The organism is Sphingomonas kyeonggiensis, from assembly GCF_014196745.1.
In the GTDB taxonomy this organism is placed as follows: Bacteria; Pseudomonadota; Alphaproteobacteria; order Sphingomonadales; family Sphingomonadaceae; genus Sphingomonas; species Sphingomonas kyeonggiensis.
Map to the genome: position 1 here is coordinate 1,042,444 of NZ_JACIEH010000001.1, position 20,922 is coordinate 1,063,365.

General features: G+C 59.5%; 17 protein-coding genes. 9 read left to right on the forward strand and 8 right to left on the reverse strand.

The features are described from left to right. The 6 genes from GGR46_RS05045 to GGR46_RS25310 all read left to right on the forward strand — a co-directional run bounded on the left by GGR46_RS05045 (window position 1) and on the right by GGR46_RS25310 (window position 7,148). Complete coding sequence (locus tag GGR46_RS05045) at window positions 1–1,761, forward strand: hypothetical protein (protein ID WP_183995132.1); 1,761 nt, start codon at window positions 1–3, stop codon at window positions 1,759–1,761. A 143-nt stretch (window positions 1,762–1,904) separates the two neighbouring features. Next, window positions 1,905–2,363 carry a DUF736 domain-containing protein gene (locus GGR46_RS05050; RefSeq protein ID WP_183995134.1) on the forward strand — a complete coding sequence of 153 codons (459 nt, stop codon included), beginning with the start codon at window positions 1,905–1,907 and terminating at the stop codon, window positions 2,361–2,363. A 525-nt stretch (window positions 2,364–2,888) separates the two neighbouring features. Continuing rightward, window positions 2,889–3,155, forward strand: coding sequence for an SDR family oxidoreductase (locus GGR46_RS05055; protein ID WP_425506525.1), 267 nt, complete (start codon window positions 2,889–2,891; stop codon window positions 3,153–3,155). A 133-nt stretch (window positions 3,156–3,288) separates the two neighbouring features. Next, the gene (locus GGR46_RS05060; RefSeq protein WP_183995137.1) at window positions 3,289–4,233 is read left to right on the forward strand and encodes a hypothetical protein; all 945 of its coding nucleotides are present in this window, start codon (window positions 3,289–3,291) and stop codon (window positions 4,231–4,233) included. A 90-nt stretch (window positions 4,234–4,323) separates the two neighbouring features. Beyond that, the gene (locus tag GGR46_RS05065) at window positions 4,324–5,391 is read left to right on the forward strand and encodes a dsDNA nuclease domain-containing protein (RefSeq protein ID WP_183995139.1); all 1,068 of its coding nucleotides are present in this window, start codon (window positions 4,324–4,326) and stop codon (window positions 5,389–5,391) included. Between the two features lie 47 nt (window positions 5,392–5,438). Then, window positions 5,439–7,148: a hypothetical protein gene (locus GGR46_RS25310; RefSeq protein WP_246425901.1), complete on the forward strand. Its 1,710-nt coding sequence runs from the start codon at window positions 5,439–5,441 to the stop codon at window positions 7,146–7,148. Between the two features lie 460 nt (window positions 7,149–7,608). Here the strand turns inward: GGR46_RS25310 and fdxA are convergent, their stop codons facing one another. Continuing rightward, the gene (fdxA, locus tag GGR46_RS05080) at window positions 7,609–7,947 is read right to left on the reverse strand and encodes a ferredoxin FdxA (RefSeq protein WP_183996767.1); all 339 of its coding nucleotides are present in this window, start codon (window positions 7,945–7,947) and stop codon (window positions 7,609–7,611) included. Between the two features lie 101 nt (window positions 7,948–8,048). Between fdxA and GGR46_RS05085 the strand changes: the two genes are divergently transcribed. The 3 genes from GGR46_RS05085 to GGR46_RS05095 all read left to right on the forward strand — a co-directional run bounded on the left by GGR46_RS05085 (window position 8,049) and on the right by GGR46_RS05095 (window position 10,058). Next, window positions 8,049–8,978, forward strand: a complete 930-nt coding sequence (locus GGR46_RS05085; protein ID WP_183995141.1) for a LysR substrate-binding domain-containing protein — start codon at window positions 8,049–8,051, stop codon at window positions 8,976–8,978. Between the two features lie 203 nt (window positions 8,979–9,181). Continuing rightward, complete coding sequence (locus GGR46_RS05090) at window positions 9,182–9,514, forward strand: DUF6572 domain-containing protein (RefSeq protein WP_183995143.1); 333 nt, start codon at window positions 9,182–9,184, stop codon at window positions 9,512–9,514. Between the two features lie 211 nt (window positions 9,515–9,725). Then, on the forward strand, window positions 9,726–10,058 hold the full coding sequence (locus tag GGR46_RS05095) for a DUF6572 domain-containing protein (RefSeq protein ID WP_183995143.1): 333 nt from the start codon (window positions 9,726–9,728) through the stop codon (window positions 10,056–10,058). A gap of 653 nt (window positions 10,059–10,711) precedes the next feature. Here the strand turns inward: GGR46_RS05095 and GGR46_RS05100 are convergent. The 7 genes from GGR46_RS05100 to GGR46_RS05130 all read right to left on the reverse strand — a co-directional run bounded on the left by GGR46_RS05100 (window position 10,712) and on the right by GGR46_RS05130 (window position 20,906). Further along, window positions 10,712–11,116, reverse strand: a complete 405-nt coding sequence (locus GGR46_RS05100; protein WP_183995145.1) for a hypothetical protein — start codon at window positions 11,114–11,116, stop codon at window positions 10,712–10,714. A 41-nt stretch (window positions 11,117–11,157) separates the two neighbouring features. Beyond that, a complete protein-coding gene (locus GGR46_RS05105; protein ID WP_221262558.1) occupies window positions 11,158–15,420 on the reverse strand; it encodes an RHS repeat domain-containing protein in 4,263 nt (1,420 codons plus the stop codon). Between the two features lie 86 nt (window positions 15,421–15,506). Further along, entirely contained in the window at window positions 15,507–15,728 is a 222-nt protein-coding gene (locus tag GGR46_RS05110; protein ID WP_183995150.1) for a hypothetical protein, read from the reverse strand. Between the two features lie 570 nt (window positions 15,729–16,298). Further along, window positions 16,299–16,862 carry a hypothetical protein gene (locus tag GGR46_RS05115; protein ID WP_183995152.1) on the reverse strand — a complete coding sequence of 188 codons (564 nt, stop codon included), beginning with the start codon at window positions 16,860–16,862 and terminating at the stop codon, window positions 16,299–16,301. Between the two features lie 152 nt (window positions 16,863–17,014). Continuing rightward, complete coding sequence (locus GGR46_RS05120; protein WP_183995154.1) at window positions 17,015–17,545, reverse strand: hypothetical protein; 531 nt, start codon at window positions 17,543–17,545, stop codon at window positions 17,015–17,017. Between the two features lie 159 nt (window positions 17,546–17,704). After that, the gene (locus tag GGR46_RS05125; RefSeq protein ID WP_183995156.1) at window positions 17,705–19,690 is read right to left on the reverse strand and encodes a hypothetical protein; all 1,986 of its coding nucleotides are present in this window, start codon (window positions 19,688–19,690) and stop codon (window positions 17,705–17,707) included. A 112-nt stretch (window positions 19,691–19,802) separates the two neighbouring features. Further along, the gene (locus GGR46_RS05130; RefSeq protein WP_183995158.1) at window positions 19,803–20,906 is read right to left on the reverse strand and encodes an HNH endonuclease; all 1,104 of its coding nucleotides are present in this window, start codon (window positions 20,904–20,906) and stop codon (window positions 19,803–19,805) included. Between the last annotated feature and the right edge of the window lie 16 nt (window positions 20,907–20,922).

Sequence of the window (20,922 nt, forward strand, 5' to 3'; positions counted from 1 at the left end):
ATGGGGAAGGCTGGGTTAGCGGGTCTATTGCTGGCGCTGGGCGCCGCGAACGGAGGGTGCACGACGCAGCTTCAGGGCGTGGTGCCCACTGCGGACGGCACGCTCCCGGCCAAGGGAAACGAAAGCGGAGTACCCAGCGGGTACAGCTATCAGCTGCCCGACCTGAGCTATACGATTCTGGTAACACGCACGATCTCGAAATGTCCGCAGGTCGATGCAAAGAACTTCGCGGCAACCAACGACTCGGCCGTGGTCGATACCCGGGCCATCGTGACCGGCGCGCTCCATCCGGGAACGCCTGTCATCATCGACTATCTCAAAATGGGATCGGCGATGAAGACGACCGCCTTTGATGCAGGCAATCACGACTCGGGGATGATCAAGTCGGTCAACGCTTCGATCGAAGATCATAGTGCCGCAGTCATTACCGAAGGCACCAAGGCCGTTTTCAATGTCGCCAAGCTTGCCATGACGCTGAGCAACCCGGTGACCTTGACCAGCGGCAACACCACTATCGATACCAAACCTCGCATTCTCTGCACCGAGGAAGCCGCGGCCGAGCGCGTGATCGCCGACAATGCGAAGGCTGAGCTCACCCAGAAGACCAAGGATCTCGCGGCGGCGCTCGTCGCGCTGGATGCGGCTACTAAGGCGGCAGACAAGGCGGCAAAGCCGGCGGCGCCAGCACCGGCCGCAACCCTGGCGGCGGGCACGCCCGCACCCGCGGCGCCCAGCGCTGCTGCGACCGCGGCGGCGGACGATCTGGAGAAGAAGAAGAATGCGGTGGACGCGGCAACCAAGGCACAGGCGGCGGCGCAGGAGGCTTATGATGTCCGGCTCAAGCCTTTGACGGCGGCGCAGGTCATTCGGTGGACGCCGCGCGCCGGGTCCCAGCCGGCAATAGCGAAGGTGGTTCGGCGCGACAGCACCGCCACGCTCATCGAGCATGGGCTCCAGCTAGTCTATCCCGATCCGGCGGCGCCGACCAAGCTCAAGATCAATGGTATCAATGCCGACCTCGACGCAGTCGGGGATTCGGCAACCTATGCCTCGAACATAGCTGACCTGATTGACACTATGACCGTCGTCGCTTCGTTCACCATTCCGGATGGCGCATGGCCCAAATTGACGCCGGCGACGGCTTGTCCAAGCGGCGCCAAACGGGGGTGCGGTATTCTCTACCGAACGATCGCGCGCGGGTCGCTCCGCGTCTGCAAAACTGTGCTGGTCGCGGACTGTGACGCGCTTGCCGACAATGACAACGCGCTGCTGGCACGTGACGATCGCGTCGTGCCCCAGGCGGGGATGCTGGTCTCGCTACCGCTGGTCAATGGTGCCTTTGTCAACAACACGCTGAAGGCCTCGTTCCGCGAGGACAGCACCCTCGCCACCATGACCTACACAAGCCCCAAGGCCGCAGCGGAGGAAGGGCTGAAAGCCCTGAACGACGCGCTTGGTTCGGGTCAGGCCTTCGCCGAGTATCGGCGTGATGAGCCCACCGCGGCGGCCGGACGCGAGACAGCGCTGATTAATGCGCTGGCCGGGAAAGAGAAGGCCATCGCCGACCGGGAGGCGGCGGCACAGGACCGGCTCAAGAAGAAGGAGGACGACCGCAAGGCCGCCGAGCGGGCAGCGGCACTCGCGGCGGTCAGCGGGGATACCGAGGCGACCAATGCCCTGGTTACCAACACCAACGCCCATATCGCGCTTGAGGAGGCCGAGAAGAAGCTCCAGGCGTTGCGTAACCCGCCGTCTCCTTGACGGTCTGGGCTGAGCTGCGCGGGGAGCGGACGGCAAGCTGCAGCGTCTTCATGCGAGGTGAGGGCAGGCCTCAGAGAAGAGGAGGTCTTTGGCGAGTGTCGCTTCGGGATTGGCCGGAGCGACGAACGTCAAGGAATTGTGTCATGAACATCGGTGAGTTCAAGCAAAGCAATGGTCGTCTGATGGGATCGATCGCGACCCGCACGATCGACCTGCCGCGTCTGGGTCTGCGTCCGGTCGAGAGCAGCAACGACCGGGCGCCGCTCTTCGAGATCGTCGCGCTCAATGTCGGCAATCGCTGGGTCCAGGTGGGCGCGCTCTGGGAAGCGGTGGCCAAGCATACCACCGGCGAGATCTTCCTTCAGGGCACGATCGACGATCCGAGCCTGGCGGAGCCGCTGCCCATCGCTCTCTTCGGGGACGACACCGAGGGCTATCGGGTGGCTTGGCGACGACCGCAGCGCCGCGACGATTTCGGTCCAGCGGTCCGCTCGGGACCGCGCGCGCCGGTCGATGAAGGCGGGTTCGGCGAAAGCACGGCGGGCGCGAATGGCGGCCTGGTGGGCGCCGGCGTCGAAGACGAGGAGCCGATGCCTTTCTGAGGCATCGCATGGGCCGGGGGAGCGCGTGCTTCCCCGGCCTTCTTCCCTTCAAGGCCGGGAGATCCGCCGGCGACCCGAATTCCGAAATGCGGATCGCCTACTGCATCTCCCACGCTTCCGCCGGGCGAGGGTGGCTCGAGAAGACGCTCTGGGGTTTCAGGGATCAGGAAGGGGGCTGGATAGGCGCGGAGGTCGCCAACCGGGACGGAACCCATGACCTCGGTCCTCTGCGGGTCAACAGCTGGTGGGTGCCGAAAATCGCGGCCCTGATCGGGCGCTCCGAGGTGCAAGTGCGGCAATGGCTGAAGAACGATGCCTGCTTCAATGTCGAAGCCGCGCGGTGGATATTCCTTTCGGGGCTCAGTACCGCCCGCGATTATTGGAAGGCGATCGGCATCTACCATAGCCCGAACGCGAGGAGGCAGCGGCAATACACGGACAAGGTGGTAGCGCATTTGCGGCGCCGATTCGGACAGCCGCCAGGCGCCCGCGACAGGCGCGATCTACGCCGCAACGAAGTCCGCTGTGGATGCAATCAGCCGCTCCCTTTCCAAGGAACTTGGTCCTCGAAAGATCCGGGTCAACACCATCAGCCCGGGAGGTGTCGAGACCGAGGGTACGCATGCCGCGAATATGATTGGCAACGAGTTCGAGGCCGAGCTGGTCCGCCAGACGCCGCTCGGTCGATTTGGTCGAACCACCGACATCGCCCCCGTCGCCTTGTTCCTGGCTTCGGAAGCATCGCAATGGATCAGCGGCGAAAACCTCTACGTTTCCGGCGGTCAGCCTTGATCGAAGTTCCGAGCTGATCACTTGCCGATTCCATTTGTTGGGCGGTCGATGGGGCGCTTAATCTGATCATTCGAAATTCTCGGGGCGATTATGCCCCGAGATGCGACCGCTGGTTATCGAGGACCCCTTAATCATGCTGGCTTATGATCCTCTGCTCGTCGACCAACTGGCAGCGGCGGCCGAAACAACGGTTCGAGATGTCCTGGACCAGGGCGGTCCTCGGACATTGCGGCCGTCCGGGGAGGTTGGTGCGGTGCGAGCGCTCACGCTTGACGGGTTCGATGCGATTGCGGCCGCTTGGGATCCCCTGCTGCGGCCGGCGTTGCACCGACTGGAATTGACCGCGGTTTTCACCCATTCCCGGCCGCATGTAAGCTTTACGCCGATCCGCTACACCAAGGGGACTGGGGTGTGCGAACTTGCCGACCTCCTCATCGTAATGGACCATCAGGATCAGGGCGGCGGGATTACCGACCGGCGCGCGGCGCTTGTCCAAGCCAAGCGATACAAGAGCCGGAAGATCAAATTGTCCGGCTCGGATTGGACGCAGCATGAGCTGCTGGCGGATCTGCGCCCGTTCACCTTTGTCGATCCCGGCTATGATGCTCGTGTTCGCGATCTGAATGGAACACCCTTGGTTGGAGATCCGGCGCTGTCGGCTGAATATGGCGGTGTCGAGATAGATCTGGCACCGCGCCACTGGTCCCACTGGCTGCCGGTCAGCCCAAACGGTCTCCGGGCGGAAGTCGCGATCGGAGACTATCTCGCCCACATGGCCATGGGTGTTGGAGGTTGTGGTCGAGAGGCACAGGCGGGCGCCAGTGACGATTGGTCTTTTACCGTCGACGAGTTGCTACGAGTGACCGGTGCCATTCCGATTGTTGCGAGTGATTCTGGCGTGCTTCGGCGGAATGGCAATGTAATTGGATTTATCCACGACGCGGCGCCGTACCTTTCGGTGCCGCCGGGATTAAGTGCCGGAGGTGGCCCCGAGAAACCTGAGAAGGACGAATATTGGCCTGAGGGTCCGATCAGCATCGTCCATCTCACACTCCGGCAGGATGAGCGGATCGGCTGATCTCGGGGCTTAGTATCGTTCGGAATAGCCCCTTGGTGATTGTATAATCTTTTGGTTGCGGGCATCAAATCGCGTTCAGGGGGCGTATACATGGTGTTGGCAACAGATCTCGTCAGCAAGCCTTTTCGAGAGAAGGCGGCGACCGGCGGCCGATATGATTTCCAGGCAATGTGGGGGCTCGCGCTGCTCTTTCAGCAGCACGGGACCAACGATGACTATGCGATCGTCTTCGAGTTTCACGATGACGTCGCCTTGCTCGATAGCTCAACCAATCCCACCAACGTCCGCTTCTATCAGGTGAAGTCAAAAGCTACCAACGGGGGCTGGACGCTGACCGCGCTTCTTAAGCGGGAAAAGGTAAAAACCGAGGAGGGCACCAAGGAGAAACCCTCCTATGTCGACAAGATGTTCGACAATATCGACAAGTTTCAGGGTGCGGTCCTGTCTGCCGATTTCGTTTCGAACCAGCTCTGCGGACTGAACGCCGGGAAGAGCGCTTTCCGTCTCAACGAATGCGATCCCGCCGATTTCAAGAAGATCGTCGCGTCGGTCCAGCAGGCTTATCCCGGAGCGACTGAGGCCCAGATTGGGCTGCTTGGATTCCAGCATACTGATCTCAGCCTGGGAGATGTGGCCTCTCACACAAGGGGCAAGCTCCAGACCTTCATTGCCGATCAACTCGGGACGGTGTGGTTCAGCCCGGAGGCTGTCTACCAGGCGATCGCGGACGAGTGCCGTAGGAAGGCGAATTTTTCTGGCGAGACCACTTCGCTCCAGCAGGCAATCAAGGAGAAGGGCCTGACCAAGGCCAATGTCCAGGAGTGGCTGGATGCTATCCAGAGCAGCAGCCGCTCGCCGGAATGGGGTACGATAGCACCAAGCCTGACCTATCCCTTCGCGGAACAGCTTCGCATCAGTCAGGAATATGCGGTCTATCGCGCCGCCGCCCTGAACTCTGCCGATCGCGCGGTCCAACGGATCCGCATGAAGATCGCGGAAGCTCTGCCGACCGTGATCGCGGATTCGAGCCTTAGCCTGGTCGATATGGTGGAAGCGCTTTACCTCAATGCTGAGGAAGTCGGAAAGAAGTATTTGTCTCCGTTTAGTCCCATGCGACTGAAAGCGATGATCATATATGAGATATACACGCATCATTAAAGCTGAGCAGTACAAGAGATTAATCCGAAGCCTCAGAAAGAATTCATATGAAAAACTTGAAGTTGCGAAGGCTTCTTCTTCTGTCCAGCCTCGAAGGGAAGGCGAGGCAGGAGAAATTTGATAGCGATACGACGGTAGTTTTCGGTGAGAACGACACCGGAAAGTCGCATCTCATCAAATCAATCTATGGCGCCTTCGGCGCGGTATCCTCGGTCGTGAACGAGAAATGGACCAAGGCATCGGTCGCCGTTCTGCTCGAATTTTCCGTAGACGGCACGATCCATTCGATCCTTCGCTTCGACGACCAATTCGCCTTGTTCGATGCCGCGGATAATCTCCTCTGGACCGGGACGTCGCTCGTTAAGGAGGTGGGCCCCAAAGTCGCCGAGCTGCTCGACTTCACGATTCAGCTGACCACCAAGTCCAATGATCTCGTGGTGCCTCCACCGCAATTTTGCTTCCTGCCCTTCTATCAGGACCAGGATCGAGGCTGGGACGACAGCTGGAGCTCGTTCAAGAGCCTCGCGATGATCCCCAATTTCAAGAAGAGCATCCTCGAATATCATACCGGCATCCGGCCGCGAGAATATTACAGCGCACAGGCAGAGCGTGCGGATGCGCAACGCGAACAGAACGAGCTGAAGGCGGAGCGACGTGCGCTGGATCGCGCGACGGCGCGGCTACGGAATGGACGATCGCCGGTGACGGCGACTTTCTCACCTGAGCTATTTGGGCAGCAGATCGAGCAGTTGCTGGCGGAGCTGAACGAGCTTCGTGCCATCTATGAGGGGGTGAAACACAAGATTTCCGAACTTCAGTCCCGTCGGGCAGTGCTCGTGGAAGAAATCGAGATTGCGCGCGTTGCCTTGGCGGAACTCGACGCGGACGTGAAGTTCACCCAGAGCTTGGCGGATGCTCAGGTCGTATGTCCCACGTGCAATACCGTCCATGAGAATGACTTCGCGAACCGATTCAATCTGATCAGCGACGCGGACGCGTGCAGAGGATTTCTTGCGAGTGCCCGGCACTCGTTGATTGAGGTCGAGGCCGACGTGGCGCGGCAAATGGCGTCGCTTCGGTCGTATAGCGATCGGATCGGCAGTATCGATGCGCTTCTGGAGGAGAGGCGCGGCGAGGTGAAGCTCCGCGATGTGCTCAAGGACGAGAGCGAGCGCATGGTCGACGCCACCATTGCGGCCGAGCGTGCCGTGATCGATGGGGGTATCGTCGAATGGCAGATCAAGGAGGATGAGGCTGCCAAGCGGATGAAGGCGCATAGCAGCGCCAAGCGCAAGGCAGAGATCGTGGCCTTCTACACCAAAAAGCTCAGCGCCTTCGCGGTGGAGCTCGGCGTCACCTTCGGAGCCGCGGCAAAGAAGAGCGTCTCGCCGAAGATCAACGAGACCGGTAGTTACGGCCCGAGAGCCATTCTGGCCTATCACTTCGCGTTGCTGCACACGATCCGCGAATACACTACCTCCTGTCTGTGCCCGATAATCTTGGATACCCCGCTTCAGCAGGACCAGGATGAAAAGAACGCCGCCGCGATCATTGCATTTGCGCTCAAGAACCGGCCGCGTGACATGCAACTGGTCCTCGGCACGGTCTCGCTACACGGCGCGGCATATGACGGTCATGTCATCAATCCGCAGGTGAAGGAGTCCCTGTTGCGTGAGGACGAGTTCGAGGCGGTCAACGGCTATATGAGGCCGTTCATCAACAAGATGCTCGGGCAGGATCAGGGCGAGCTGCTTTAGTCGTTACCCTCTCGGCGCCAAAATCCGAGGCAGTTCGCTCGCAGTCAAATCGGGACGCGGGCGGACAAAGCCTGTGCGCCAATTTGTGTCCTTGATCTTAGGTGGGGGTAGGATTATCAAGAAAAAACGGCAGTTTTCTGCCGTTTTCGCCGCTCGAATGTGGTGCTGATTTTTGCTTTGGAGACCGACGCTCTAGGTGGATGAGCTAAGCCATGTACAGGCAGGCCAATCCGTCTGCTTAGAGCAATCTCGCAGCGTTGGTTGGCACAACGGATGCTCCAGGGTTCTCAGCGTCCGCTTCGCGCCCCAAAAGCGGTCATTCAAGCTGATGCTGGATGATCCCGAAAGCGGCCCTTCGTCCGGCCGACGGCCACGCGGTTTGCGACGGACCGCACGCGCGCCTTGCGGGCGGTACGAAGGTTGACGATCGCTTGCTCCCTCGGCTCCGGTTGCGCCTCGCTTATCCGCCCGCCCCCGGCTCCGCTGAGAAATATTTCTCATATTTCCCCGCCTCGCCGCGATGCGCGTCCGCTTCCGCCGGGGTTTCCCCGCGCAGTGAGATGACCGGCCACACCGCGGACCAGCGCTTGTTCACTTCCATCCACGGCGCCGCTTCGCGATCGATATCCGGCACGATCGCATCGGCGGGGCATTCGGGAACGCATGCGCCGCAATCGATGCATACGTCCGGATTGATCACCAGCATGTTCGCGCCTTCGTGAAACGCCTCGACCGGGCATATTTCGACGCAATCCATGAATTTGCACCGGATGCAGGCGTCGGTGACGACATAGGTCATGGCAAAATGCTCCATCCTTCTGGAAGGGGCGCCCCGGATAGGCCATGCCATTCAACCGGAAAAACTGGAATTTTGGGCACTAATCATTGATAAACCGGGTTATGCGATTCAGCCTCCGTCATCTTCAGGTCTTCGCCGCAGTGGCGCGCGACGGGAATGTCTCGGCGGCGGCGGCCGATCTGGCGATGTCGCAATCGGCCGCGAGCGCGGCGCTGCTCGAACTCGAGCGGCGCTATGGCCGGCCGCTGTTCGATCGCGCCGGCAAGCGGCTGCGCATCAATGAAACCGGCCGCGCCCTGCTGCCCGCGGCGCGCGACCTGCTCGACCGGGCGAAGGAAGTCGACGCGCTGCTCGCCGGACGGAAGGGGCCGGGATCGATCCGGCTGGGCGCCACGCAGACCATCGGCAATCACGTCATGCCGCGGTTGATCGAAATCTATGCGCGGCGCTATCCGGAAAGCGCCGTCGCACTGGAAATAGGCAATACCGCAGGCATCGCCGCCAGGGTCGCCGACTTCTCGCTCGATCTCGCGCTGGTGGAGGGCGAATGCGCGCAGTCCGGCCTGACCCTGACCGACTGGATCGAGGACCGGCTGGTGCTGATCTGCAACCCCGCGCACCCGCTCGCCACACGCAATCCCTGCCCGATCGACGCGCTGCTCGCCGAGCGCTGGGTGGTGCGCGAAGCCGGATCGGGCACCCGCCAGACGCTCGACCATGCGATGCGCGCCTGGCGGAGCAAATGGCGGATCGGCATGGAGCTGCAGCAGCTGGAAGCCATCGTCGAAACCGTCGCCGTCAGCGGCATGATCGGCTGCGTATCCGAACTCGCGGCCTATGCGCCACTGCAACAGGGCCGCGTCGTCCGCCTGCACGCCCCCGACCTCGATCTTTGCCGCCGCTCCTATCTGGTGATGCATGCGGAGAAATACCGCAGCGCCAGCATCCGCGCCTTTATCGACATCTGCACGGGCATCCGGGTCGATGCCTTGCGGCGTCCGGCGAAGAATTGGGTGCCGGCGCGGCGGTGAGAGCGGCGGCCCGGAGGGACTGTTTTGCGCCTCAATTGCCGCCGTTCCCGTGGCTATCCCGGAGCCCTATAAGCGGACGGTCCGCTTTGGAAACGACGGCCCGCGCCTGGATGTCTGCAATTGGGTGGGGAGCGGTCTGGCAGCTTTTGCGAGCGTTCGTTCGATATCAGACGTCCTTTGATTGATTCTCGGCGGGAGTTGCAATGTCTATCGTAGATGCTGGGACCATTGATGCGATAGGCATCGACAAGGTGTCAGGGGACGTCGTTTTGAACATATCCGACCACTTGGACTGGTGCGAAGAGGCCAGTCACCTCAAGGCGCTGGAAGACAAGGTAAATGCGTATCTTGGCTATCTGGAGAGCGGTCAGATCGTTGAAGACGTGCCCGAAGCGAAGGGGCGGCGACCGGTGATTGCAGTCCATCAACAGTTCGTTCCAACCGAGACTGCCAAACTGGTGTTGGAAAGACTTCAGGTAGCCTTGGACTCACACGGCATTGGTTTCACATTCGGAGCGCTACCGGCCGGATATTAGTGATCTCCATAGCTCACTTCGCAGGGCAGCTTTTGGGGTATCTGGAGAACGCTGCTGAACGTCCGCAATTGGGGCGTTAGCAGCCCGGCGGCTTTTGGATTGGTCGCCGCACCGCCGAATGGCCGACTATGGGTGGGGAGCGGTCTGGCAGCTTTTGCGAGCGTTCGTTCGATATCAGACGTCCTTTGATTGATTCTCGGCGGGAGTTGCAATGTCTATCGTAGATGCTGGGACCATTGATGCGATAGGCATCGACAAGGTGTCAGGGGACGTCGTTTTGAACATATCCGACCACTTGGACTGGTGCGAAGAGGCCAGTCACCTCAAGGCGCTGGAAGACAAGGTAAATGCGTATCTTGGCTATCTGGAGAGCGGTCAGATCGTTGAAGACGTGCCCGAAGCGAAGGGGCGGCGACCGGTGATTGCAGTCCATCAACAGTTCGTTCCAACCGAGACTGCCAAACTGGTGTTGGAAAGACTTCAGGTAGCCTTGGACTCACACGGCATTGGTTTCACATTCGGAGCGCTACCGGCCGGATATTAGTGATCTCCATAGCTCACTTCGCAGGGCAGCTTTTGGGGTATCTGGAGAACGCTGCTGAACGTCCGCAATTGGGGCGTTAGCGGTCATCCGCGCTAGCCTGTCCCGCAACGGCAGCTATTGCCGCTTCATTCCCCGAGAGCAGACGGTCAGCAACCGGGAAAGCCTGGTCGTTGCGCGCGGGGATCCGGTGAGGATTCCGGAGTGCGTCCTGAGCTGCGCTATCGGACGTTCTCCCGCGAAGCGGGCTATTTCTTGCGGGAAGCGGGCTCCTTGCTGCTGCGTTCGGTGGCGGCTTTCTTGCCCAAGCCGAACTCAAGCGCCATTTCCCGGCACGCTTGGCATAGGGCCTCCTTCAAATCACAGATTATGCGCGGGGTCCCTTACCTGGTTGCCGAGGAGAAACGCCTGCGAGCCGACATAGCGCCGCTCTTTTTGTTTGACGCATCTGCCCGCGTGGATGGGGCATATTTGCTACTGATGATCTTGGCGCGCGTTAGCTAGTTACAACGAGTTGAAAGGCTGACCCCGGAAGGGCCAGACAAATGAGGGGCTGGATGATACCACAGATGCGGCGGTGAACCCGTGATAGGTATGGGCGGGCAGCAGAGCCCTTCACCAAGCATCGATATACGACGCGCGATGCAAAACCTTGCTCACTGGGTTTCGAACGTACTCAAAACCGCACCATTAGATTGGCAAATTTCAACATATCGAGAGCCGCCAATGGCACCTCTTCCCGGGCCGCTATCCTCGACAAGCCAAACGCCGTTCTTGATTTTAGCGGAGAGTGGAAAACGAATGGTGTCCTTACCGTAGATATCCACCAAATAAACTGCTCCTAACGCCATCGCGCGGTCCATGTTTTTTACGATGCCTCCTGCAATAGGAGCGGGCGGCCAGGAACCAAGCGACGGAGTACCGCAAGTAGAACCTTTGTTGATGCCGCTGCCGTAATTCGTCGTTTCCCGCGACATCAAGCTTGAAGAATTTTCGCTGTGAGGCGCGATATCGCCGCTACATGCTCCAGTCAGCAGAAGCGCGACAACAAATACTCTCATAAAGGCCCCCTACGGAGTTTATAGTATCAGTCTACAGATGGCTAGTTAGTAGCTTTAGACCTGCCATTTCGATAATAATACCAACCATAGTCACCTCCGCGACCTCGCGCGCCCGCGTATACGACGCAGAAGAATCCATACATACTGCAGGTCTGCTGATCTGTTCCGCTAAACCCCGGATATCCATACATGTATTGGTGAGTATGGAAGAAGACATTTGCGCCCGTGTCGGCAATGGCTTTGATTTGTTCTTTTGAAATAAACTTTCCGGCGTCAGATGAAATAAGGCCGGTTGTAGGCCGGAAATCGTCAAAGCCTATGCCTCCAAAACCAACCTCAACCTGTTCATCAATCGCCTTGCCCCAAGCAGCCGCAGCCATTTTCCTGAAGGTGGCATTTTGATTGAGCTTATTTCCTGGGTCTGAGACAAATTTGAACGCAAACTCGTCGCAGTTCCAAGCGCCTGCGCAAGGAACCACCGCCCCCTCCTGCACCAGTGTTGACACTACGGAACCGAGCGTAATGTCTCCTACAATGTATTTGGCAACAGCGTCGATTGCGGCGGTCTGAGCGCTCCCGGTCAACTCGGAGAATTTACGTGCAACATATCCCGTTGCCGTATCACGCCCACTGCAATCCGGGATACGACTCCCCGTAACGAAAACACATCCAGCTCGAAGTAATCCGCTCGGGTCGGCGAAATTAACCGGATCGTTCCCAACATAAGTGTATTGATTGAGGCCGTCAGCATACCCAGCCGGGTCAGCTTGCATGAAGCGCCCTAGCGTCGGAGAGTAGACGCGCGCCTTGTAATAATACATTCCGAGCTCAGGTAGCCACATCTGACCAGTGTATTGAAATCTCCCGAAATTTCCGTCCGCGGGGACGCCATATTCATCGTAGGCGTTGGTCCCGTTGCGATTACCAGCGCAATCAGCCTGAGCGATAACGGAGCCTCGCTCATCGTTGTGGAAAAATGTACTACCTGAGCAGTTCATCCCCCCCGTATCCGCGAAGACCGGCTCGTCTCGGCCAGCAAACATATATCGCCGCGTCAGAAGCCCAGAGCCGTTATATTCTCCCACCAAGCGGTCGCCGTCGTAGAGAAACTGGCTCGTTCCCCCGGCGCTGGTGACCGAAAAGATTCGGCCATATGGATCATATGTTAACGTCACGCCGCCGCTCTTCGAAATTAACTTGTTCTCAGCGTCATAGTTAAAGCTATTGCTGCCATCACTCGTAAGGTTGCCTCTCAGATCGTAAACGAAACTTGCCGGCCCGGCTGCCACGATCTGGTTTAGGCTATTGACGGCATAGGCGCGATCAACATTGTAATGTCCGACATAAGCATAGGAATCATTATCGCGGCTCTGGCCGGATATCTGGCCGACAGGATTGTAATCAAAGGTCTGGTTGAGATTTCCGACACCACCTGCAAACGCCTGCCCTAGACTCGAAAGGCGCGAAATCGCGTTGTACCCGTAGCTGGTAGAACTGCCCGACCGGGTGACCCCGGAGCGTCGCCCCATCGTATCGTAAACGATGCTCATAAAAGGCACTGTCCCGCTGCCGCTGCTCCACCATTTCAAAGCGCTCAGCCGGTTAATGCCGTCGTAATCGCTCGCGAAGTAGACACCGTCCGGATGGGTTATCCGCACCCGGTTGCCCGCAAGGTCATAAACGTAGCTCAGGGTTCGCGGACTACCGCTCATATCATTGCTGGTAGAGACTAGGCGGCCCAGAGCGTCGTAATTATTAGAAATTCCAATACCATTCGCCGAAGAGAATCGAGCATAGATTTGTTGGCCAAGCAAGTCATATCCGTAATACACATCCTCAACAGATCCGTCCGCAACATGTTTACGAACTAATCTCCCTGCAAGATCGTATGTAAAGTCTATTCTCTTGCTCGAATCTGCGTAATATCCTCGGAGATATTTGCTGGCTATTTTTCCTGCATTGTTATAGACAATTTCTTCGAAATCGGAAGTGGAGCTGTTTCCGCCGCCGACCGCCCCGATAGGGAAACGCGTTTTTGTGAGCCGATCAAACCCGTCATATTCGTAGCTAGTCTTATTGCCTTCGCCATCGGTGACGCTCGAAACCAGTCCGTTTCCGGTATAGGCATTGATTAGGATGTCCGCTTGATCGACAGTGCCATAGCCTTCCTGTAATTTCGTAGTTCGGCCCGCTCCATCGTAGACTGTGCGCGAAATACGGTCAGGCCCAAAAGCGCCTGCAGCCGTAACGGCGCAGGCGCCCGGGGAAGTTCCCCAGGTTGCAATATTCATCCTCAGCGCGGCACAATCTAGCCTTCCCGTCGCATCATAGCTATATTGCGTAACCCGATACGTATTCGTACCGGCAGCGAAGCTATCGACAGTCTTGAAGCCATTCGCATCATAAGTCATGGCGAGTTGAGTGGCAGGTGTAAATGCCGCCCAATCGGCATCGGAGACTCCCCCCACTGTTCCCGTTTCGATGAGCGTCGCTTGGTCGCTGCTGTTGAACGCAAGCCTCTGCGCAGAGCGCGGCAGAGGGCCAGCACCATCAGGGTCGGCGGAGATCACGCCAATCTGATTGCGCGCCGCGTCGTAACGATAGCTTGTGGTATCTGCACTGCCGGGTAAGGCTCCATCGACGGAAAGGAGGTCACCCGAACTATTATATAACATAGATTGCGTAGCGGTCAGGCTGCCGTCACCGGAGCCGTTGCTGACAGAGGTCGGCAGTAAATTGCCGTTATAAGCTATCGCAGTCTTCACTTCATCGGACCCACCAGCACAGTTGCTGGTAGTGCGACAGGCTGACACTTCGGTGAGCATCGACACACCTGAAATCGCAGAGTAGCTGAAGCGGGTCTGGCCACGCACGCCGCCGAGCACTGCGGCCGGCGCGGTGACCGACGTTAGCTGCCCGGTTGCCGGGTCGTAACTGTAGTCGGTCTGGTTGAGGCCGGCGTCCCTGGTCCAAATTGGACTGTTGCAAGTCACAACATTGCTGCAGGATGGAGCATAGTAGGCCCTGGTGACGATATCCGCGCCACCAACCGTCGGCTTGGCCTTCAGCGTGGTCGAGGTGACATTGCCACGGGCGTCATAGGCGTACTGAACCTTGTTGCCCTCGTGGTAGGTGACTTCGGTCAGGCGGCCGCTCGAGTCATGGTCGAACTGCGTGACAATGTTCCCGGACGCCAAGACCTGGGTGACCTTGCGCACCCGCGCCTTTGTGAGATCCGCCTCCACGATCTTCTGGTTCGAAAGCGCATCGGTAATGGTCGTAGTCGCTACCGAGCCCACCACTACTCGCGAATAATTGGTCGTCACGCCGTCGATCGTGATCGACGAGACATAAGCCGGGGTGCCACTATAGCTGATAATGGTCGAATAGGACGCGGCACCTGGTCGCTGAATTCCCGTGAGTTGGGAGGTGGTCCCGGTGAAGCGCCAAGTACGGCCCGCAGGATCAGTGTAGTCTCCGTAGCCCTCCGCGGGATTCAAATAGGTGATAGTTGGCGGAGAAGCGGCGGGTTGATTGGTGTTAGAAAATGCCACCGACGCCCTGTAATACCATGGCGACTGCGGCGCGGAGTAATTTCCGGCGATATCCGTCTGGTACGCGACATTGAAACCATAGCCGGCTGAACTGGCGACGCTAGCAAGCCGATAATAGGAAATCCCTGCGGTGCAGCTCGGCCCGGCGCCGCTTGTACACTTCTGCACCCAGTCATATTTGATACTGAACTTCATTCCGTTGGGCTTAGTAATGCTTGTCGGAATGCTGCAGGAGATAGAATATCCGGAGCAAGCGTAACCCTGTACCGGATAGAACCCGCTCAACTTGCCAACGCCACGCGAGGTGAATTCAATTTTTGTCCCGTCGGAGGTGGTGTAGGTGTAACCCGCGCCTGTCCCTACCAGCGTCGAGCCATTTCCTGTTAGGGAAGTATATGTGTTGCCACTGATGGCAAATGGGTCTGCTACCTTTCCACGGAGAACATAGGCCGTTGTAACACCACCAACAGTCCGAAGCGCAACGCCGCCGGTCCACTCGTCGAACCACCCGGTACCGCTATTACGCGTACGAGTGAAGGCAACCTGTCCCTCGCCACTACCTATTGCCCCCTCAGTCAACGTAGTGACGTAGCCGCCGCTGACGAAATCCACTCCGTTCTCGTCGACATCGACGTGCACAGGAGGCTCGGTTTGCGCTATAGCCTGAACCGGTTGGCCGGCACCAAGAATGGTCGATGCGCATAGCAGGCTGAGGCGTCGCGCGCGCGGCGTCAGAGTTGTGCGATTCATCATCTCTCCAAGAAAATGTGCAGAATGATTAACCGGGCACTTTCTCATAGACCCAGCATTCGACATTCAGCAGGAACGGGTGCACGTCAGGGTGCGGGGTTAGGGGACCCGCTGACCTTGACGTTCTTGCGGTTGTTGGCCTTGTCGAGGGTATACTCGGTCTTCACCCCATTATTCACGGTGCCCGAGCGCTCCACCTTCACAAGGCGCCCTCTGGCGTCATAGGTGTAAGTTACTGTTTCATTAGCCGATGCGTTTGATGCGAAACCTACGCTCAAGGCGACCCCGCCGATCAGGATGCTACGCATATGCCCCCTTCGCGACGGTGCGTTGAATCCCCGTCGTTCTTTTGTATCATGCTCAGTTCTACGAAATCCCAAAGGTGGAGATTGCACCAGAACGAAGGCAAGCCGGCTTCGCGCTCAGGACAGATCAACCTGGCAGAAGGTGGATTGTGCAGCCAGGCATGATGGCCTCCCGCCAGCCAGCGCAGCGGGTGGTGATCTAGATGTTCCTCGGGGAGGTGAGCATAGCATTGCCGGGCTGTTCGTAAGCAGAGCGGCGACAAAAGGGTGCGGAAGCAGCCCATCACTACTTCGCCCAGTGGGCGTCTGCTTTCTTGATGTGGACGCCTCAAAGCTGACAGTCCGGTAGCGGCCCAGAAGCGGCTGGGCGGCTTTCATCACAACATGCCGTCGGCAAAGCGACCTGAGTGCAATCGACTTGCGCACAGACTTTCTGCGGCCTAAACTTATGGTGCTTCGGAGTTTTATATGCGCTGCGTCGAAGACATCCCCGAAGGCTGACTATAGGCCGAAGCTCAGGTTCAGCGGTGCCCCGTTGCGTGAGAAATATAGATGTTTCCTGCACGAGATTGGTCACAATCTGCCGAAAGTTCGGTCAAAGCTATAGCGATCCCAGCCGGCAACGCGCCGCTCGACATTCGGATAGTCACGCATCACACGACGGACTTCGTCAGACGAACAACCGATGCGCCAGGCTGCTTCGCCTGTCGCCACGTGGCGCTTGGCAATGTTAAGCACGTGAATCCGCTGGGCGAATCGAGCCGTGCCTGCTTTTTCAAGGACGAGTTCTCCGGCTTCCTCGATCGGCGCCACCTGCGTCCACGTCATATTGAGCACCTCGGCGGCGTCGCAGTGCGTGAACTCAGCAGAAAAGCGGAAATTGGGATAGTTCGCTTCATCGAACGACGAACACGAGAAGCTGCGCAGGGTCACGGGATCAACTAGTAGTCTGCGCGTGAGCTTTGCTGAGACGCCGGCCCAACTCGGCACCGTCCGATCAAATATGGCTGCCAAGACGGGGCCCCATTGCTTGGTCGCTCCTACGGAAATGCGCATCGCAGCCGCCAGTGGAAGTACGGCGGGAGGCGGAAGTTTGACCTGGGTCGCGACCTCTATCTCCGCGAAGAAGTTGTCCACGCTGGCCCCGGGGGTTCGGAACTAACTATGGCTATGACGGCGTCTCGCGGCTGACGAGCTACAAGGATAACTATTCTTCAAGCGCGGCGATCGGGATTGTGTGGATGGACAAGCGGATGGTTCGATCCAGGCTATCGACCATTAGTGGCTGCCTAGTGCCCGATGCCGGATTCCCCGCCGAATATTCGACGATGAAGCGCGTTTTCCTTTGCTCTTTCATCCTCGGCAATGCGTTGGCAAAGCGGGGTTTCGGCCGCTGCACTGTCCCAGCACCCGTGGCGCATACCGAGATCGGTTGCCTTGCGCCGGATTTCTATCCTGCCCAACGCATAGTCCTTCTGCTTGTCATCGAGCTGGAGCAGCGCCGCTCCGACGGCGTCATGTGCCGCAAAGGAGAGGATCGCGGTGCCCCCGAGTGCCAGCAGAAGTCCAAAAAAGGTGGCGGCTTTCCGGCGTTGATCATTGGGAATGATCACCAGGCGATGAATGGATTTGGCGGCGAAGCCGCCGATCACTGCGAATTTGAGGATAAGCAGCCACGGGCTCTCGGTAAGGCGCTGCGCGAACTCCACCGCGGACAGGAGCAATACGAACTCGGCGGCAGAAAATGCCATCGAAGGAAATCGCTGGAAAACGGTCTCCATGAAAGCGTCGCTGAGAATCCCGTTCGGCTGCGTGTTCATTGTTCGGACTTCCCGGAATTGGCGCTGGAGAGGGGCCCTGCGGCATTCTGATTGGTCGCCGCAGGGCAGAAGGGAGAGCGGTTCCGAGCGGGTTCGTGGAAGCTCGACTGGTGCTCGAGATGCTCGGTTCCGACGCGCGTGCCATCCGTGCCGCCCGATCTAGCGAGCCTCACTTCGCGGCGTGACCGCGAGCTCTACTTCGACGGTGGGTAACTCGAGAAGGCGCCGGGGCAGGGAGCCCGGTCTGCCTTCGGCCTTTTCGACGAGTTCCGCGTAAGGGTCCCCGGTTCGCAGTGCGAGGGCATCGTAGGTCAGCCAGTCGGCCAGTGATCGTGACGCCGTGGCCACCACCTCGCGCGCCAGCGAATGGCCGGAAGCTTCATGGCGGGAGAGATCGGCTACGAGTTGGGTGGGTATCACCGGCACGCCGCGTCCGCCGAACGCCGGGCCGTGGAAGAAGTACATACTCGATCCCGTCTGTGCGAGGAGCGCGTCGACCTGCTCTTTCTCGATCCGAAACGAGGCATGCCATTTCGGTTGATCGGCAGCGGCATGATCGCGGTAAAGGCGCTTCGCCTGGACCAGCGTCACTCGCCGACCCAGAGAGGTGCCGTTCAGAACGGGATTCACAATCAGGCAGAGATCGGCCGAGAATTTCTTCACGCCCTTGATGCCTTTGCTGCCCTCCTCGGCGCGATCGACGTTACGATAGCGCATGGTCGCCGAGGCGCGGTAGGGCGCCGCGGTGGCACGCGCGAGGGCGTCCAGCGCCTGGTCCAGATCGGCGAAGCGCATCGCCAGCGCTCCGAATAGCGACGCGAGGAGACGATCTTCACCTTCGTCGCCATGATTTTCATATTCGAGCGCGAACCGCAGTTCCTCGCGGCGGATCGTGGTTTCGATCAGCTCTTCTACCGCGCGGTCGCCGAGCCAGGTCCGTGCCGGCTCTGCGGTTGCCTCACCGCGCAGCTCGAGCGCCGCGAGACTCTGCACGAGGCCAAAGCTGGCGGGTATTGGCGCGACGCTCAGCCGATCCCCTAACTTGGCTGCCCGGACAGCGCGTGCGGCAGATTGTACGGGCCGGTGCTGATGCTCCTCAAGCTCGATCAGCGTGTATCGATCTTCACCTTGGGCAAGCGCGGTTGCTGCGTAGTGGGCGAGATCCGTCCCGCGACCTTCCGCTCTCCACAGGAGCGCTTCGATCGTCGCCTGGCGCAAGGGGGCGTTATCACCGACGGCTTCAACGAGCCGGTCAACATATGCCGTACGGGTCTCGGCCGGACGGACGAGCACGCCTTGCTGTTCCCAATCCGGCACGATCAGTTCCAGCAGTATTGCGGCGACCAGGCGTTCCTGTGTCCGGGGCTCGATCTGGGTCGCCAGCTCGTAGACGTAGGGAGCGGCACGTGCGCCGTCGGCGTTCAAGGGAGCTCGCTCGAATACGGCGAGCCGGGCGGCATAATCAGGCCGGGCTCTAAGAATGGCCTGCAGGACTGCCCATGGCGACCAGATCAGGCCCCGACCGATCGCCGCGAAAAGCGGCGAGACGATCGAAGTGTCCGGATGTGGGGGACGTAGCCACGCGTCAAGGGCGTCGACAAGCAAGCGCGCACGGCTTTGGGTGTCGATCGGAACCTTTGCCAGAACTTCCAGGAGGTTCCCTGCATATATGCTTTTCGAAGCGATGGCTCTGGCCAGGTCGTTGATGAACAGATCTTCCCGGACCAATTGCGGAAACGGCATGAAAATCCGTCGGAAACTGTGCTCGTGAAGGGCCGAATGGCTCAATTGAGGTAGATACCTGCCCCAATGTCGGCCGACATGATCCTTGATCGCGGTTCCGATAGCATCGGCCTGCGTGCCGGCATGTTTCAGCCTCTCCGCCTCTCCGAGCAATTTCAAGACGACTTCTACGTCCAGATGTCTCTCGGCTGCCAGGTCGTCCAGTGCGGTGATCGCCAAGGCTAGGTCGTCTTCATCGAGACGCCCGTTCTCGGCAAGGTCGATGACGCGGCGTGGCCGCATCGCGACTGGATTCCAGCCTCTGTCCCGCGTCGGCAAAAGTGTTGCGATCACGTCGAGCAGGATATCGAGCGGCTGATCCGCTGCTTCTGTGTCGGTCTCGTCGTCAGGCGTTTGTGGCATGTCCGGCTTTCGCTGTCAGAGTTGCGGCGGGGGTTTGGAGCGCACGTCCGCGCCAAGGGAAGGATTGACGGGTTCAGCGCTGAGGGGCGCGGAGGCTCGAACGCGCGGGCAGTTATTGGCTCAGGGCCCAGCGGCGGCGATGCTGGGCGAGATAGCGACGTTGTGCGGCGCCCGGCGGCTTGCTGAGGGGGCGGGGCAGGGCGAACAGGCGTCGGTCCTGCTTCGACAGCTGGCCTGAAACGATCATCGCGCCGGCATCGTCGAAGGAGATCAGCCCGCGATCGAAGAGTGCATCCAGATCGGCGGTGAGAAACAGGCCGTTGGCTGGATCCAGGCGCTCCGCATCGTCGCTGTCGGACCAAGCCTTGATGTGCGACGCCCGCAATACCGCCGATTGCGTGCATCTGGAAACCGCACAACGTTCATCCCAACGGGCCGCGACGGCGGCGCGGAAGCCACCCTGGCCAAGGCGCGCATCGATGAGTCTCTTTCGCACGGTCGCCTTGCGGTTGGCGAGCTTAGAAAGGTCGCTGGCCAATCCATCTGAATCCGGCCCGGCGATTTCCGCCCGGATTCTGTGCCAGGCCATCGAGCGCTGGCCCGTCGGCACGAAGTCCATCATCTGCAAGCCCCGGGCCTCGTTGATGAGCGTATGGCCACCGAACATGGTGAGCAGCTTCTCCTTGCCGCGGAGCGCCTGGGGATCGAGCGGAGCCGGCTGGTCGAGCCAAAGAAATGTTTCGGCCGGACAGCGCCAGTTCGGGATCCACGCCAAGTCGGTCTGCCAGGCGCGGTCGAAGGCGCGACGGTCTTCCTCGAACCGCTCGCGCACCAACGACACCGCCCAGGCGTCCGCGCTGAACCGATCGAGGCCGAGTTTCTCGACCAGCCTGATCCGTTCGGGTTTGTCGCTATCCTCCATCATCGCCGTAGCGTTGCCCGCCACGCCGACCAGTTCCTGAACGCGGTCGTGCGACGCGTACATGAACACGAATACGCGGCCCGCATTCTCCGCCACTGGCGCAGAGCCGACCCCTTCGGTGTGGAAGACCCGCTGGTTCACGCCATCCTCGCTGAACGCCAGCGCCGGAGAAGCATTCCATTCCTCATGGCCGAAGCCATTCTTCTTCGGAAAGCCGGAATAGGCGCGGACGCCGGAAGGGGTGCGATAGCCGTTTCGGTTCCATAGGATGGGCTTGGCGATAAAGAGTGGCATGTGGATCTCCGGATCG

Coding starts and splice junctions, on each gene's coding strand:
- GGR46_RS05090 (WP_183995143.1), top strand. CDS start 9,182: ATGTCTATCGTAGATGCTGGGACCATTGATGCGATAGGCATCGACAAG.
- GGR46_RS05130 (WP_183995158.1), bottom strand. CDS start 20,906: ATGCCACTCTTTATCGCCAAGCCCATCCTATGGAACCGAAACGGCTAT.
- GGR46_RS05120 (WP_183995154.1), bottom strand. CDS start 17,545: ATGAACACGCAGCCGAACGGGATTCTCAGCGACGCTTTCATGGAGACC.
- GGR46_RS05100 (WP_183995145.1), bottom strand. CDS start 11,116: ATGAGAGTATTTGTTGTCGCGCTTCTGCTGACTGGAGCATGTAGCGGC.
- GGR46_RS05045 (WP_183995132.1), top strand. CDS start 1: ATGGGGAAGGCTGGGTTAGCGGGTCTATTGCTGGCGCTGGGCGCCGCG.
- fdxA (WP_183996767.1), bottom strand. CDS start 7,947: ATGACCTATGTCGTCACCGACGCCTGCATCCGGTGCAAATTCATGGAT.
- GGR46_RS05060 (WP_183995137.1), top strand. CDS start 3,289: ATGCTGGCTTATGATCCTCTGCTCGTCGACCAACTGGCAGCGGCGGCC.
- GGR46_RS05095 (WP_183995143.1), top strand. CDS start 9,726: ATGTCTATCGTAGATGCTGGGACCATTGATGCGATAGGCATCGACAAG.
- GGR46_RS05050 (WP_183995134.1), top strand. CDS start 1,905: ATGAACATCGGTGAGTTCAAGCAAAGCAATGGTCGTCTGATGGGATCG.
- GGR46_RS25310 (WP_246425901.1), top strand. CDS start 5,439: ATGAAAAACTTGAAGTTGCGAAGGCTTCTTCTTCTGTCCAGCCTCGAA.
- GGR46_RS05065 (WP_183995139.1), top strand. CDS start 4,324: ATGGTGTTGGCAACAGATCTCGTCAGCAAGCCTTTTCGAGAGAAGGCG.
- GGR46_RS05085 (WP_183995141.1), top strand. CDS start 8,049: ATGCGATTCAGCCTCCGTCATCTTCAGGTCTTCGCCGCAGTGGCGCGC.
- GGR46_RS05105 (WP_221262558.1), bottom strand. CDS start 15,420: ATGAATCGCACAACTCTGACGCCGCGCGCGCGACGCCTCAGCCTGCTA.
- GGR46_RS05110 (WP_183995150.1), bottom strand. CDS start 15,728: ATGCGTAGCATCCTGATCGGCGGGGTCGCCTTGAGCGTAGGTTTCGCA.
- GGR46_RS05125 (WP_183995156.1), bottom strand. CDS start 19,690: ATGCCACAAACGCCTGACGACGAGACCGACACAGAAGCAGCGGATCAG.